This window comes from Mesorhizobium sp. M1334 (assembly GCF_040317995.1).
Lineage (GTDB): Bacteria > Pseudomonadota > Alphaproteobacteria > Rhizobiales > Rhizobiaceae > Mesorhizobium.
On the sequence record NZ_JAMYLM010000001.1, the window covers coordinates 627,421 to 643,030 of the forward strand.

12 protein-coding genes are annotated in these 15,610 nt (G+C 63.7%); 8 read left to right on the plus strand and 4 right to left on the minus strand.

Annotated features, from left to right (window positions below):
- Positions 1 to 87: 87 nt before the first annotated feature.
- Positions 88 to 1,686, plus strand: coding sequence for a peptide chain release factor 3 (locus NKH17_RS03030; RefSeq protein ID WP_502901893.1), 1,599 nt, complete (start codon positions 88 to 90; stop codon positions 1,684 to 1,686).
- A 168-nt stretch (positions 1,687 to 1,854) separates the two neighbouring features.
- Here the strand turns inward: NKH17_RS03030 and NKH17_RS03035 are convergent, their stop codons facing one another.
- A complete protein-coding gene (locus NKH17_RS03035; protein ID WP_254816135.1) occupies positions 1,855 to 2,328 on the minus strand; it encodes a VOC family protein in 474 nt (157 codons plus the stop codon).
- A gap of 289 nt (positions 2,329 to 2,617) precedes the next feature.
- Here NKH17_RS03035 and ilvD point away from each other — a divergent pair, with 289 nt between their 5' ends.
- The 3 genes from ilvD to NKH17_RS03050 all read left to right on the plus strand — a co-directional run bounded on the left by ilvD (position 2,618) and on the right by NKH17_RS03050 (position 7,005).
- Positions 2,618 to 4,462: a dihydroxy-acid dehydratase gene (gene ilvD / locus NKH17_RS03040; protein WP_352479867.1), complete on the plus strand. Its 1,845-nt coding sequence runs from the start codon at positions 2,618 to 2,620 to the stop codon at positions 4,460 to 4,462.
- A gap of 232 nt (positions 4,463 to 4,694) precedes the next feature.
- Complete coding sequence (locus tag NKH17_RS03045) at positions 4,695 to 5,969, plus strand: amidohydrolase family protein (RefSeq protein ID WP_352897405.1); 1,275 nt, start codon at positions 4,695 to 4,697, stop codon at positions 5,967 to 5,969.
- A 115-nt stretch (positions 5,970 to 6,084) separates the two neighbouring features.
- A complete protein-coding gene (locus NKH17_RS03050; protein ID WP_352479865.1) occupies positions 6,085 to 7,005 on the plus strand; it encodes a DMT family transporter in 921 nt (306 codons plus the stop codon).
- Here NKH17_RS03050 and NKH17_RS03055 read toward each other — a convergent pair.
- Positions 7,002 to 7,904: a phosphotransferase gene (locus NKH17_RS03055; protein ID WP_352479864.1), complete on the minus strand. Its 903-nt coding sequence runs from the start codon at positions 7,902 to 7,904 to the stop codon at positions 7,002 to 7,004. The two genes, NKH17_RS03050 and NKH17_RS03055, sit on opposite strands and share 4 nt — an antisense overlap.
- Positions 7,905 to 8,009: 105 nt before the next feature.
- Between NKH17_RS03055 and NKH17_RS03060 the strand changes: the two genes are divergently transcribed.
- A complete protein-coding gene (locus NKH17_RS03060) occupies positions 8,010 to 8,642 on the plus strand; it encodes a class I SAM-dependent DNA methyltransferase (protein WP_352479863.1) in 633 nt (210 codons plus the stop codon).
- Positions 8,643 to 8,660: 18 nt separating this feature from the next.
- On the opposite strand, the gene NKH17_RS03065 is transcribed toward NKH17_RS03060, so the two are convergent.
- Positions 8,661 to 11,114, minus strand: coding sequence for a GcvT family protein (locus NKH17_RS03065; protein ID WP_352479862.1), 2,454 nt, complete (start codon positions 11,112 to 11,114; stop codon positions 8,661 to 8,663).
- Positions 11,111 to 11,995: a phosphotransferase gene (locus NKH17_RS03070; protein ID WP_352479885.1), complete on the minus strand. Its 885-nt coding sequence runs from the start codon at positions 11,993 to 11,995 to the stop codon at positions 11,111 to 11,113. Before NKH17_RS03070 ends, NKH17_RS03065 begins: the two co-directional genes overlap by 4 nt.
- 435 nt (positions 11,996 to 12,430) lie before the next feature.
- Between NKH17_RS03070 and NKH17_RS03075 the strand changes: the two genes are divergently transcribed.
- From NKH17_RS03075 to NKH17_RS03085, 3 genes are all read left to right on the plus strand, one after another.
- On the plus strand, positions 12,431 to 13,207 hold the full coding sequence (locus NKH17_RS03075; protein ID WP_352479861.1) for a DeoR/GlpR family DNA-binding transcription regulator: 777 nt from the start codon (positions 12,431 to 12,433) through the stop codon (positions 13,205 to 13,207).
- Positions 13,208 to 13,273: 66 nt separating this feature from the next.
- On the plus strand, positions 13,274 to 14,200 hold the full coding sequence (locus tag NKH17_RS03080) for a LysR family transcriptional regulator (RefSeq protein WP_254816127.1): 927 nt from the start codon (positions 13,274 to 13,276) through the stop codon (positions 14,198 to 14,200).
- A gap of 201 nt (positions 14,201 to 14,401) precedes the next feature.
- Positions 14,402 to 15,556: an ABC transporter substrate-binding protein gene (locus NKH17_RS03085; protein ID WP_352479860.1), complete on the plus strand. Its 1,155-nt coding sequence runs from the start codon at positions 14,402 to 14,404 to the stop codon at positions 15,554 to 15,556.
- Positions 15,557 to 15,610 lie beyond the last annotated feature (54 nt).

Here is a 15,610-nt window from a genome sequence, read left to right on the forward strand (position 1 = left end):
CATGTCCCTTCGGCCGAGCCCATTAGCCCAAAACCGTCGACAGGCAGAGAAAGCGCTGCTAAAAGCCCGCGCCACAGACAGGATTCCATGAAATTGGCTGAATACATCGAACAAGCGGTATCGCGCCGCCGCACTTTCGCGATCATTGCTCACCCCGACGCCGGCAAGACGACGCTCACCGAAAAGCTGCTTTTGTTCGGCGGTGCGATCCAGCTTGCCGGCGAGGTCAAGGCCAAGAAGGACCGCATCCAGACCCGGTCCGACTGGATGAAGATCGAACGCGAGCGCGGCATTTCGGTGGTCACCTCGGTGATGACCTTCGAATATGAGGACACTGTCTTCAACCTGCTCGACACGCCCGGCCACGAGGATTTCGCCGACGACACTTATCGCACGCTGTCGGCGGTCGACAGCGCGGTGATGGTCATCGACGCCGCCAAGGGCATCGAGCCGCGCACGTTGAAACTGTTCGAGGTCTGCCGGTTGCGCGATATCCCGATCATCACCTTCGTCAACAAGATGGACCGAGAAAGCCGCGACCCGTTCGACATCCTCGACGAGATCGAGCAGAAGCTGGCGCTTGATACCGCACCGATCACCTGGCCGATCGGCCGCGGCAAGACCTTTTGCGGGACCTACCATCTGGCGCTGAATGCTGTGCGCAAGGGCGACGCTGAAAAGGAGCGCACGCCGGTCAACGGCCCCGATTCCAACCGTGTCGCCGGTCTCTTGCCGGAGAACGACCGGGAGGCTTTCATCGAGGAGCTGGAGCTGGCGCGCGAGGCCTGCCGCCCGCTCGATCTGGAAGCCTTTCGCGAAGGCCATCTGACACCGGTCTATTTCGGCTCGGCGCTGCGCAATTACGGCGTGCGCGACCTGATCGAGGCGCTCGGCGCCTATGGGCCGCCGCCGCGCGCGCAGGAGGCCGACACGCGCAAGGTCGAGGCGACCGAGGACAAGATGACCTCCTTCGTCTTCAAGATCCAGGCCAATATGGACCCCAACCACCGCGACCGTATCGCTTTCGTCCGCGTCTGCTCCGGCAAGCTCGAGCGCGGCATGAAGGCCAAGCTGGTGCGCACGGGGAAGCCGATGAGCCTGTCGGCGCCGCAATTCTTCTTCGCCCGCACCCGCGTCACCGCCGACGAGGCGTTTGCCGGCGATGTCGTCGGTATTCCCAACCACGGCACGCTGCGCATCGGCGACACGCTGACCGAAGGCGAGGAGATCCTGTTTCGCGGCGTGCCGAATTTCGCGCCGGAAATCCTGCGCCGCGTCCGCCTCGGCGACGCGATGAAGGCCAAGAAGCTCAAGGAGGCGCTGCACCAGATGGCCGAGGAAGGCGTCGTGCAATTGTTCTCGCCGGAGGACGGCTCGCCGGCCATCGTCGGCGTCGTCGGCGCCCTGCAGCTCGATGTCCTGAAAGAGCGGCTGAACTTCGAATACACACTGCCGGTCGATTTCGAGATGTCGCGCTTTTCGGTCTGCCGCTGGATCTCGGCCGACGACAAGGCCGAGCTCCAGCGCTTCATCGAGGCGCATCGCGGCGACATTGCCCGCGACCTCGACAACGATCCGGTGTTCCTCGCCCAGCACGCCTTCTCGCTCAACTACGAGGCCGAGCGCTGGAAGGCGATCCGCTTTGCGGCGGTAAAGGATTATCAGGTCCGCGACAAAGCGGCTTGATGCGCCCCTTCCCTTCTCCCCTTGGGGGAGAAGGTGTCGCCGAAGGCGACGGATGAGGGGTGTTCCAGGAAACACCAACGTCTCATTCCGTCCAGCATCCCTCAACCGTCTCGGCGCTTCGCGCCGATCCACCTTCTCCCACAGGAGGGAAGGCAAGACCGCGTTCGTTCACCCCCTGGCTGCCTCTTCGATCTTGGCGATGTCGATCTTGCTCATCTGCATCATCGCCTGCATCACCCGGCCGGCCTTTTCCCTGTCGGGGTCCAGCAGCAGCTTGGGCAACTGCTCGGGAACGACCTGCCAGGAGAGGCCGAACTTGTCCTTCAGCCAGCTGCACTGGCTGGGCTCGCCACCGCCGGCGATGAGCCTGTCCCAGAAATAGTCAACCTCTTCCTGCGTCTTGCAGTCGATGGAGAGCGAGACTGCCTGGGTGAACTTGAATTGCGGCCCGCCGTTGAGCGCCTGGAACTGAACGCCGTCGAGCTCGAATGAGACCATCAGCACCTTGCCCTCATTATCGCCGCTGCCCTTGGGCCAGCGCATCACGCTCAGCACCTTCGAATTCTTGAAGATGGAGATGTAATGGTTCATGGCCTCCTCGGCCTGGTCGTCGAACCACAGGCAGGGGGTGATCTTTTGCATTCTCTTGCTCCTCGGACTGGTTTTGGCTTTGTTTTCACTCGCAAAACGGCCGGCTGGCGATTGATGCCCGGCCCCGCCGTCTGCCTAAGGACGCTCGAGCGAGACCCGATCCGACAACACCTCTGACTTTTTTACGGCCTGGACCGGCTGCGTCTTTGGCTGGCGCTCGTTCCGCGCCCTGGCGCAGCGCAAAATTGTGGCCAGACCAGAGCTTGGCGTCTATAAGGCCTGCGGCTCAATTCCGGTTTTCCGCGCCTGTGCGGCGCGAGCAGACAGCAAGGACAGTTCAATGCCCGCCTACCGTTCCCGCACCACCACCCATGGCCGCAACATGGCCGGCGCTCGCGGTCTGTGGCGCGCCACCGGGATGAAGGATTCGGATTTCGGCAAGCCGATCATCGCCGTGGTCAATTCCTTCACCCAGTTCGTGCCGGGCCATGTCCATCTGAAGGACCTAGGCCAGCTGGTTGCCCGCGAGATCGAAAAGGCCGGCGGCGTGGCCAAGGAATTCAACACCATAGCCGTCGACGACGGCATCGCCATGGGCCATGACGGCATGCTCTATTCGCTGCCGTCGCGAGAATTGATCGCCGACTCGGTCGAATACATGGTCAACGCGCATTGCGCCGACGCCATGGTCTGCATCTCGAATTGCGACAAGATCACGCCGGGCATGCTGATGGCGTCGCTGCGCCTCAACATCCCGACCGTCTTCGTCTCCGGCGGGCCGATGGAGGCCGGCAAGGTGGTGCTCGCCGGCAAGAGCCAGGCGCTTGACCTGGTCGACGCCATGGTCGCGGCCGCTGACGACAAGGTGTCCGACGAGGACGTCAAGATCATCGAGCGATCGGCCTGTCCGACCTGCGGCTCGTGCTCGGGCATGTTCACCGCCAATTCGATGAACTGCCTGACCGAGGCGCTCGGCCTGTCGCTGCCCGGCAACGGCTCGACGCTGGCGACGCATGCCGACCGCAAGCGCCTGTTCGTCGAGGCCGGCCATCTGATCGTCGATCTCGCCCAGCGCTATTACGAGCAGGACGACGACACCGCGCTACCGCGCAGCATCGCCTCGAAGGGCGCCTTCGAGAACGCCATGACGCTCGACATTGCCATGGGCGGCTCGACCAACACCGTGCTGCACATCCTCGCCGCGGCACATGAGGGCGAGGTCGACTTCGCCATGGAAGACATCGACCGGCTGTCGCGGCGGGTGCCGGTGCTGTGCAAGGTGGCGCCGGCCAAGGCCGACGTCCACATGGAGGACGTCCACCGCGCCGGCGGCATCATGGCGATCCTCGGCCAGTTGGATAGCGCAGGGCTGATCAACCGCGACCTGCCGACGGTGCACACCGCAAGCCTCGGCGAAGCGCTCGATCATTGGGATATCTCCCGCACCTCAAGCCGGAATGTCCGCGACTTCTTCCTCGCGGCACCCGGCGGCGTGCCGACGCAGGTCGCCTTCAGCCAGGACCGCCGCTGGGACGATCTCGATCTCGATCGCGAGACGGGCGTCATCCGCTCGGCCGAACATCCTTTCTCAAGGGATGGCGGCCTTGCCGTGCTGAAAGGCAATCTCGCGCTCGACGGTTGCATCGTGAAGACGGCCGGTGTCGATGAATCGATCCTGAAATTCACCGGTCCGGCAAGAGTGTTCGAAAGCCAGGACGCCAGCGTCAAGGCGATCCTGTCGAACGAGATCAAGGCCGGCGATGTCGTCGTTATCCGTTATGAAGGCCCGCGCGGCGGCCCCGGCATGCAGGAAATGCTCTATCCGACCAGCTATCTCAAATCGAAGGGCCTCGGCAAAGCCTGCGCACTGATCACCGACGGTCGTTTTTCCGGCGGCACCTCCGGCCTGTCGATCGGCCACGTCTCGCCGGAAGCGGCTGAAGGCGGGCTGATCGGGCTGGTCAGGGAAGGCGACACGATCGAGATCGACATCCCCAACCGCACCATCAGGCTTGCCGTCGACGACGCGGAGCTCACCGCCCGTCGTGCGGCGATGGAGGCGAAGGGACCAACTGCCTGGAAGCCCGAGGAAAAGCGCAAGCGCAAGGTGACGACGGCCTTGCGCGCCTATGCGGCGATGGCGACAAGTGCCGCCAAGGGGGCGGTGCGGTACGTGCCGGAATAGGGCCTTTCCTTCTCCCCTTGTGGGAGAAGGTGGATCGGCGCGCAGCGCCGAGACGGTTGAGGGGTGCTGGACGGAGTGCAGGGGATGCCGAGCTGGAACACCCCTCATCCGACCGAGCTTCGCTCGGCCACCTTCTCCCACAAGGGGAGAAGGGAAAGCCGCGCCTGAAGGTTCCGCCTTGCGGTAGCACGCTGCATGGAAAGAAATGCCTTTTTGAACGAGGTGGCGATAGATGGATTTCGACCTTGTGGTGCGCGGCGGCACGCTGCCCGACGGCAGGATCGCCGATATCGGTATCGTCGGCGAAACGATCGCAGCGATAGAGCCCGAGCTGAACGTCAGCGCCGGCACGGCGATCGATGCCCGTGGCAATCTGGTCTCGCCACCTTTCGTCGATCCGCATTTCCATATGGACGCAACGCTTTCGCTCGGCATTCCGCGCATCAATGTCTCGGGCACGTTGCTCGAAGGCATCTCGCTTTGGGGCGAGCTGAAGCCGCTTCTGACCCATGAGGCGGTGCGCGACCGTGCGCTTGCCTATTGCGACTGGGCGGTGTCGATGGGCCTGCTCGCGATCCGAACCCATGTCGATGTTTGCGACGACCGCCTGCTGGCGGTCGAAGCGCTGCTCGACGTGAAGAAGACCGTTGCCCCCTATATCGACCTGCAATTGGTCGCCTTCCCGCAGGACGGCTTCTATCGCTCGCCGACGGCGCGCAGCAACACCATCCGGGCGCTCGACATAGGCGTCGATGTAGTCGGCGGCATTCCGCATTTCGAGCGCACAATGGCCGACGGCACGCGCTCCGTCACCGAGCTCTGCGAGATCGCGGCCAAACGCGGCCTGATGGTCGACTTGCATTGCGACGAGACCGACGATCCGCTATCGCGCCACATCGAGCAGTTGGCCTATGAGACGCAGCGGCTCGGGTTGCAGGGCAGAGTGGCCGGCTCGCACCTGACATCGATGCATTCGATGGATAATTACTACGTTTCGAAGCTATTGCCGCTGATTGCCGAGGCCGGCGTTTCGGCGATCCCCAATCCGCTGATCAACATCATGCTGCAGGGCCGCCACGACACCTTTCCCAAGCGCCGCGGCCTGACGCGGGTCAAGGAGATGCTGGCGCACGGCATCCGCGTCGGCTGGGGCCAGGATTGCGTGCTCGACCCCTGGTATTCGCTGGGCACCGCAGACATGCTCGACGTCGCCTTCATGGGCCTGCATGTCGCCCAGATGTCGAGCCCGGCCGAGATGGCGCGCTGCTTCGACATGGTCACCAACGTCAATGCCGCCATCATGGGCCTCAACCACCTTGGCCTGGCGGTCGGCAAGCGCGCCAGCCTGGTCGTTCTCGATGCCGGCAACCCAGTCGAGGCGCTGCGGCTGCGCCCAGAGCGTCTCTGCGTCATTGCCAGGGGCAAGGTGGTGGCCGAGCGCAGCCGGCAGGACACGCGGCTTTCGATCGCCGGAAGGCCGGGCACGGTGAACCGGCGCCACGCTTAGTCCAGCCGATTTCCGGCGCTGGTCTTACCGAATTCTCGATTTTCGCCTCGTCACGGCCGCAGCTTGCGACTACGACGCGGGTCACCGTACCCCACGGCGAGGAACCGGTAACGGAATGGCGCAGCCCGCAGCCCAGAATTCGACGATCAGGAACGTGCTGCTGGCCGGCATCCTGCTGATGCTCGCCGGCGACTTCCTGTTTGCGCTGAACGATGCGATGGGCAAGTGGCTGGTCGCCAGTTTTTCCGTCGGCCAGGTCGTGCTGATCCGCTCGATCGGCGCGTTTTTCATACTCGGGCCGATGATTGCACATCAAGGGGCGGCCAAGCTGTTTCTCATGGAGCGGCCGGAGCTGCAGCTGCTGCGCGTGGTGATGACGACGCTTGATACGGCGCTGTTCTACGCGGCGGTCGTCTATCTGCCGCTCGCCGATGTGATGAGCTTCTACATGGCCGGGCCGATCTACGTCGCGGCGCTGTCGCACTTTTTGCTCGGCGAAAGGGTCGGCTGGCGCCGCTGGGCGGCTATCCTGGTCGGTTTCTGCGGCGTGCTGATCATGCTGAAGCCGTCGTCGGCCGCGTTCTCGCTGTCCTCGATGTTCGCGCTCGCCGGCAGCATTTCCTTTGCCTTCGCCATCATCCTCAATCGGCGGCTGCGCGGCACCAGCGACACTTCGCTGGTCACCTGGCAAACCATCGGCACGCTGCTGGTCGGCGCTGCGCTGACCCTCGGCAGCTGGAGGACGCCGTCCTCGCTCGATTTCGGCGCCATGCTGCTTCTCGGCATCGTCTCCTGCGGCGCGCATCTGATGATCACCAGGGCGTTGAAGCTGGCGCCGGCCTCGACCTTGGCGCCGCTGCATTACAGCCTGCTGTTGTGGGCAGTGGTCTTCGGCCTCGCCTTCTTCGGCGATGTGCCTGGGCCGCGCATCCTGATCGGCTCGGCCATCGTCGTGCTGGCCGGCCTGTTCATCTTCCACCGCCAGAAGGTGGTCGACACGGTACCGCCCGAAAACGTACCGAAGGGTGTGAATTAACCCCGGCGCACCGCCGCGAGATGCCGCGAAAATTCCGGCATCTCCATCAGTGCCTTGCAGCGCGCAAACCGGCCGTCTGCATAGGCGCGAAAGTCGTCGGCCGGATTTTTGTTGGCAAGCTGGATCAGTCCCCACAGCGTCCACAAAAGGTCGCACATCGCCTTGTAGATGACGATGCGGGCGCGCTCCGCCGGTCTCGGCTCGCCGCCGAAATAGGCCAGCATCATTTCCTCGTCCTGCGCGGCGTCGAATTGCCCTTCGACGCTGAGGTCGCCGAGATCCCAGAGCGGATCGTTCATGCCGGAATATTCCCAGTCGACGATCCACATCCTGTCGCCCGTATCGAGAAAGTTTTCGCAGAGCGGGTCGCAGTGGCAGGCGACGATCGGCAGAGGTTGAGCCGCAAGTGCTGAGCGCACTGCCTCCGCCTCGCGGACCACATCGTGGTAGCCGGCAGGCAGCGCGACGTCCTTGGTTGACAGCACTTTCAGATAATCGTCGATCATCGCAAACAGCTCGAAGCGGAAGGGGAACACCGCGCCGGATGTGTGCAGCTTGCGAAAGGCCTTGCCGGCGCGTGCCGGGCTGCCCGCTCGGGTCTTGAATTTTTCCGGCGACATCGTCTCGGCGCCGGCGATGAAGCGGGTCACCAGCACGCCCGTCTCGGCATCGACATGCAGCACTTCCGGGCTGACGCCGGCCTTTGCCGCTTCCCGGGCCGCCACTGCCTCGTTGGCGCGGTTAATGTATTCCTCGGTACCCTTGCCGGGGATACGCAGGCAGAAATCCTTACCCCTGAAGACGAGGTTGGTCAGGCCGCCGAGCCGCTCCAGCGGGCCGTCATAGCCGGCCAGCATCGGAATGGCCGCAAGCGCGGCGCGTGCCTGCTCATCCGCCATGGCTTTCGCTCCTTTTCCCATCTTTATTGTCGCGACGACGGTTCCACAGTTTTCGCCGTTTGGCTATCATCGCGTAGCGGATCAATACCAGGCGACGGAACAGCAATGACGGACAGCAAACAGCAGAGCGCACTCGCCGCAGCCTATGCGGCGAAGCGGCCGGAAGACGTAGCCGCGCTCTACGACAGCTGGGCCGGCACTTACGACGCCGACATGTCGGCGGCCGGCTATCGCCATCCCACCATCTGCCTTGCCTTGCTGGCCCGCCATCTGCCGCGCGGCGCCGCACCTCTGCTCGATGCCGGCGCCGGCACCGGGCTCATCGGCGAGTGGCTCGCCATTACCGGTTATCCGCAGGTCGAGGCGCTCGACATCTCGGAAGGAATGCTGGCGCAAGCGGCGCGAAAGGGCGTCTATTCGGCGCTTCACTGCCTGGCGCTTGGCGGGCCGCTCCCCTTCGTGGATGATGCCTATGCCGGGATCATCTCAGCCGGCGTCTTCACGTCGGGCCATGTCGGAGCCGAGGGTCTGGACGAGCTGATCCGCATCTGCCGGCCGGGCGGAGTGATCGTGCTGACGGTGAAGAACACTCTGTGGGACATGGGTTTTGCCGCGCGGATCGCCGAGCTCGAGGCGCAAGGCATCGTCACCCGCGCCGAGGAGACGCCGCCCTATGTCTCGATGCCAGGCGAGGCCGATACGGTGCCTAGCCGGGGGCTGGTGCTCATCGTGAACTGAGGCTGAAATCGGAAGGCTCTACGCCTTCACCTTTACTCCTGCCGGATCGTAAAGCGGCTCGAGGTGAATCTTCGCCGGCGTCCGTTCCATTGCCACAACCAGCTCGTAGTCGCCGGAGGTGAGGAAATCATCGCTGACGCCATAGGCATTGCGCACATAGCCGTAGCCGATGTTCTTGCCGATGGTGTAGCCATAGCCGCCGCTGGTGAGATAACCGACCGCCTCGCCGTTGCGCAGGATGGTCTCGCGCCCGAGCAGCACGACGTCGGGATCGTCGACAGTGAAGCCGGCAAAGCGTTTCCTGAGCGTCGAGCCACCGAGCTTTTCAAGCGCCCGCCGGCCGAGGAAATCGGTGTTTTTCCTGAGCTTCACCGCCCAGCCGAGGCCGGCCTCCTGCGGCGTGTCGTTGGGCGTGATGTCGGCGCCCCAGGCGCGGTAGCCTTTTTCCAGCCGCAGCGATTCCAGCGCCCGGTAGCCGACCGGGCGGATGTCGTGGGTAGCGCCCGCCGCCATCAGCGCGTCGAAAACCTCGCCTGTCGCCGCGATCGGCGCATGCAATTCCCAGCCTAGTTCGCCAACATAGGTGACGCGCAGTGCCCGCACGGCGTGGCCGGCAATGGCGATCTCGCGAACATGGCCGAACGGAAAGGCGGCATTCGAGACGTCAGCATCGGTCACCGCCGACAGCACATCACGTGCGCGCGGCCCCATCAGCGACAATGTGCCGAAATCCTCGGTGACGTCGGTCAGCGTCACGTCGAACTCCCTGCCGATATGATCGGCAATCCAGGAGAAATCGTGCGTGCGGAACCCGGTGCCGGTGACGATGTAGAATTTTTCCTCACCGAGCCTCGCCACGGTCAAATCGGCCTCGATGCCGCCACGCGTATTGAGGAGCTGTGTGTAGGTCAGCCGGCCGACCGGCTTGGCGACGTCATTGGCGCAGATCCAGTCCAGCGCCTTCAGCGCGTCGGCTCCGGTCATTTCGTATTTGGCAAACGACGATTGGTCGAAAATACCGATCTTTTCGCGCACATGGCGATGCTCGTCGTCGACGGGTGAAAACCAGTTCTGCCGGCCCATCGAATAGACGTCCTTCGGCTCGATGCCTGCCGGTGCGAACCAGTTCGGCCGCTCCCAGCCAAGTTTCGAGCCGAACACGGCGCGATGTCTTTGCAGCCGCTCGTACAAAGGTGAGACGATGCGCGGCCGTCCGCTGACATATTCCTCATGCGGGAAGCCGATCGTGTAGTGCTTGCCGTACGCTTCCAGCGTGCGGTCGCCGACCCATTTCCGGTCGCGGTGCAGGTCGGAGAAGCGGCGGATGTCGACCACCCACAAATCGAGCGGCGCCTCGCCGTCGACGACCCATTGCGCCAGCGCCCAGCCGGCGCCGCCGCCGGACGCGATGCCGAAGGCATTGAAGCCGGCGCCGACGAACATATTGGGGCATTCCGGCGCCACGCCGAGGATGAAATTGCCGTCCGGCGTAAAGCTCTCCGGCCCGTTGATCATCTGCTTGACGCCGACATTGGCAAGCGCCGGGACGCGCTCGATCGCCTGGCTCATATGCTGCTCGAAATGATCGTAATCATCGTCGAACAGCCGGAACTCCCAATCGTCCGGCACATCGCCGCCGGGCAGACCGGTCGTCCACGCCTGCGGGTTCGGCTCGTAGCCGCCCATCACCAACCCGCCGACCTCCTCCTTGAAATAGGTGCGGCGATCGGGGTCGCGAATTGTCGGCGCGTCGGTCGCCAGGCCGACGATCCTCTCGGTGATGATGTACTGGTGCTTCACCGGCTGCAGCGGCACGTTGATGCCGGCCAACGCACCCACCTGCCGCGCCCATTGCCCGGCGCAGTTCACCACCTTGTCGCAGGCGATATCGCCCCTGTTCGTCCTAACCTTGACGATCCGGCCGTTGGTCAGTTCAAAGCCGGTGACCCGCACCTCCTCGAACAATTTTGCGCCATGCATGCGCGCGCCCTTGGCCAGTGACTGGGTGATGTCGGAAGGGCTTGCCTGACCGTCGGTCGGCAGCCAGGACGCGCCGACGAGGTCGCCGGTTTCCAGCAGCGGCCACATTTCCTTGACCTCGGCCGGCGACAGCAGATGCATGTCCATGCCGAAGCTCTTGGCCGTCGTTGCCAGCCGCTTATACTCGGTCCAGCGGTCGGCATTGGTGGCGAGGCGCAGGCAGCCAGTCATCTTCCAGCCGGTGGCGAGGCCGGTTTCGGCTTCCAGCCCCTTGTAGAGATCGACTGAATATTTGAGCACGCGCGTGATCGACGCCGACGAGCGTAGCTGGCCGACCAGCCCGGCAGCATGCCAGGTCGAACCCGAGGTCAGTTTGCCCTGTTCGAGCAGCACGATTTCGGCCTTGTGGTCGCGCGCCAGATGATAGGCCGTCGAACAGCCGATGATGCCACCGCCGATGACCACGATCCCGGCCTGGGCGGGCAAGGTCATGTCCGCGTCCCGTATTTTGTCCTGTAGTTTTCCAGGGCGGCTTCGAGCCGCGCCAGGTTTTCGTCGGCGTAGGCGGCGTAGTCGACGCCGGGCGCATCGAGGTAGAGCTCGGAAACCATGCCCCACATCGCCTCACGCAGCAGCGACGCGCATTGCATGGCGGCGTGCGAGCGCCGTATCGCCGGGTCCGGCTCCTTCATGAAATAGGCGGTCAGGAAGGCGAAGGATTCCTCGTCGCTCATGCCGGCGTTCGAAGCCGCACCGGCAAGGTCGAACATCGCGGTGTTGAAGCCGGCATATTCGAAGTCGATGAGCCACAGCCTGTGACCGTCGTCGATTATGTTGGCCGGCAGAAGATCGTTGTGACCGAAGACGATCGGCAGCAGTTTTTGCGCGCGCTCGAGCTCGTCCGCCAGGGTCAAAAGGCGTGGCAATTCGTCCAGCTTGCGGCTGCGGCCTTCCTCCAGCGTGCGCGCATAGTCGCGAATGACGTGGAATACCCAGAACATGAAGCCGGCGCCGGAGATGTGACTGGGCATCTCCCGGTGGAAGCCGCGCAGCAACGCGGCAACGCGGCCGAGATCAGCGCGCACGTCCTGCGCGACATAGGCCTTGGCGCCGAGATACTCCGTCACCATGACGCCGGGTCCGGTGTAGTGGACGGCCGGAGCGAAGCCTGCCGCGTGCGCTGCCCGCGCGGTCATCATCTCGCGCTCGCGAAAGACATGGTGGAACGGATAATCCTGGCCGATCCGCACGACGTGCCGCCCGGCCGCGTCCTTGACCAGATAATTGGCATTGCTCAACCCGCCCGGCAGCGGCGCGATATCGATGCCGCCGGTCCAGCAAGGCAGCGCACGGATGCGGTCTTCGACAGTCACGATCTCGTCCAACATCGGGTCAATTTTCCACGCATGTCACGGCTGGCCAGCGATGACAATCGGACGGAGGAATGGCGGCAACGCGAAGATCTCGTCGGTGCAGATCTCGGGATCGGTATCCCGCACCGCACCGACGAGCCCCTTTGTGCCGGGTTCTTCGACGCCGGCATCCGCCCCCGCGGATCCTGAATTTCGGTACCCTTGCACCCGACGATCTCCCGGGCATTCGGGCAGGCGATTTTTCGTGCGGCTCAGCCGTCGTCCTCCGTTCCGAGCCTGTCACGGCGATAATGTCGCGCCACGCTGGAGGCGTTGTCAACGCGAAATTGTGGTGTTTTCTGGTTTTTTGCCCGAATTTTGCTAAATTTCCTGGAGTTAGTGGCATTTATGCCGTAGAACCGGTCAATGGTGCAACAATCCGACCGGATGGAACTGATGCTCCACTCGAAGCGGCATGGCGAAATCCTGCGCCTCCTCAAGGAGGAAGGCACCGTTACCATTGCCAGCCTGGCTGATCGGCTGGGCGTCTCGCTGGAGACAGTACGCCGCGACGTCAAGCCACTGACCAGCGACGGTTCCATCCTCAAGATGCACGGCGCCGTCGGCCTGCCGTCGATTGCCGGCGAAGCGCCGTTCGAGCGGCGCATGCGCGAGAACGCCGATGCCAAGCGAGCTATTGCCCGCATGGTCGCCGCCACCATCCGCGACGGCGAATCGATCATGCTCGACACCGGCACCACCACCTCATTCCTGGCCCGGGAACTGCTCGGCCACCGGCGGCTGACGGTCGTCACCAACTCCTCCGACATCGCCCGCACACTGGCCACCGTCAACGGCAACAAGGTCTATATGGCCGGCGGCGAGCTGCGCAGCGATTCCGGTGCTGCCTTCGGCGTCTCGGCCATCGAATTCGTCAGCCGTTTTTCCGTCAGCCATGCAGTGATATCGACCGGTGCGGTCGATGCTGTCACCGGCGTCATGGACTATGATCTGGAAGAGGCCGAATTCGCCCGCATGGTGCTGTCGCGCGGTCAGCGTTCGCTTGTCGTCACCGACCACAGCAAGTTCGGCCGCCAGGGCCTTGTTCAGGTCTGCGGCTTCGGCGGCTTTTCCGAACTCGCCACCGACCGGCGGCCGCCGCACGACATCGCCGCCGCCCTCGTCCAGGCCGGCGCGCGGCTCAGCATTGCGGACGGCGGAAGCGAGGGCTGAGCTCTATCGGCAGATCGGCACCAGCACCCACTTCCCAGCGCCGCCTCTGCCGTGTTTAGTCCGGCCATGGCTTTCACCATCCGCCAATTGCAGTTCTTCATCGCCGTGGCCGAGCAGGGCACAGTGTCGGGCGCCGCCCAGAACCTGTCGATCTCGCAATCCTCGGTCACCGAAGCGATCAAGGAGCTGGAGCACGATCTCGGCGTCGAGCTGTTCGAGCGCCACCCGCGCGGCTTGAATATCACCCACAAAGGCCACCAGTTCCTGCGCCATGCGAGGAAGATCCTGGCCGACGTTTCCGATGCGCGCCGCGCCTTCTTCGGCGAACGGATCGCGGCAAGCGGGCGGCTGCAACTTGGCGTCACCTCGTTGGTCGCTGGCTATGTGCTTTCCGATCTTCTTGCCCGCTACCGCCGCGCCTATCCGGGTGTCGAGGTCTCGGCGATCGAGGACAATGGCGACTATCTCGAGCATCTGTTGATCGGCGGCAAGCTCGACATTGCCGTCATGGTCACCTCGAACCTGCGCGACCGCACCGCGCTGCAGTCCGAAATCCTCGAAGTCTCGGCCTACCGGCTGTGGCTGCCGCTCGGCCACCCCTTGGCCGGTGCCGACATCATCGGCATCGGCGACATCGCCTCGGAACCGCTGATCATGCTGACCGTCGACGAGATCGAGGAGAATACCGGAAAGCTGCTGACGGCAATCGGCGCCAAGCCGCATGTCGCCTTCCGCACCCGCTCGGTCGAAGCGGTGCGCAGCCTCGTCGCTACCGGCGCCGGCGTGGCGCTGCTGCCCGATCTCGTCTACCGGCCATGGTCGCTGGAAGGCGACCGCATCGAATCGCGCGATATTTCGGGGTCGTTGCCGGTCGTCCAGGTCGGCATGGTCTGGCGGCGCGGCTCCGGTCTGCCGCAGGCGGCGCGCGACTTCATCGGACTTGCCCAGTCGCAACGCATGGTGCGCCAACGGCCCGAGAAGATTGGCCGCTGATGTATCGGAAAAATCGATATCGGCTTTCTGATAAATGAATTTGCGAAACCGGAAATTTCGCAGCACTTTTCGGTCAGGGAACAAAGCTGCCGCCGGAGCACGGCCCTCAGAGCCGCGCATCCAACGTCTTTGAACGGGCGCATGATCTTCTTCCGAAAACCGAAACCGGTTTCGAGGTCATGCAAAAATGGGAGATCGACGATGAATTCATTGCTGAAATCATGCACTGCCTTGACGGTCGCGCTGAGCTTCTCCGGCCAGGCCATCGCCCAGGTCAAGGAGCTCGGCAAAGGCGAAGGCGAGGTCAATATCGTCGCCTGGCCGGGCTATATCGAGCGCGGCGAAACCGACAAGGCCTATGATTGGGTCACTTCGTTCGAGAAGGAAACCGGCTGCAAGGTCAACGTCAAGACCGCCAACACCTCCGACGAGATGGTCTCGCTGATGAACGAGGGCGGCTTCGATCTCGTCACCGCCTCGGGCGACGCTTCGCTGCGCCTTGTCGCAGGCAAGCGCGTCCAGCCGATCAACACTGACCTCATACCGAGCTGGAAGACGGTCGACGACCGGCTGAAGGATGCGCCCTGGTTCACCGTCGGCGGAGTCCATTACGGCGTCCCCTATCAGTGGGGGCCGAACGTGCTGATGTACAACACCGAAGTGTTCAAGGAGGCGCCGAAGAGCTGGAACGTGGTCTTCGAGGAAATGAAACTTTCCGACGGCAAGTCGAACAAGGGCCGCGTCCAGGCCTATGACGGGCCCATCCACATCGCCGATGCCGCCAATTACCTGATGGCCCACAAGCCGGAGCTCGGCATCAAGGATCCGTACGAACTGACCGAAGACCAGTACAAGGCCGCGCTCGACCTTCTGCGGGTCCAGCGTACGCTGGTCGGACGCTATTGGCACGACGCCGCCATCCAGGTCGACGATTTCCAGAACGAAGGCGTCGTCGCCTCCGGCTCCTGGCCCTACCAGGTCAACACGCTGATCGCGGCAAAGAAGCCGGTCGCCTCGACCATCCCCGAGGAGGGCGTTACCGGCTGGGCCGACACCACGATGATGGAGGCCGATGCTGCCCACCCGAACTGCGCCTACATGTGGATGGAGCATTCGCTGTCGCCGAAAGTGCAGGGCGACGTCTCCGCCTGGTTCGGCTCGCTGCCGGTGGTGCCTGCCGCCTGCAAGGGCAACGAACTGCTCGGCGAAGAAGGCTGCAAGACCAACGGCTACGACAATTTCGACAAGATCAAGTTCTGGAAGACGCCGGTCTCGAAATGCGCCACCCAGAACGACCAGTGCGTACCCTACTACCGCTGGGTGTCGGACTATATCGGCGTCATCGGCGGGCGGTGAGTTCGCCTCACCTACGAAGCCCGGCGCCGCCCGTCACCCTTACCCTCTCCCGGT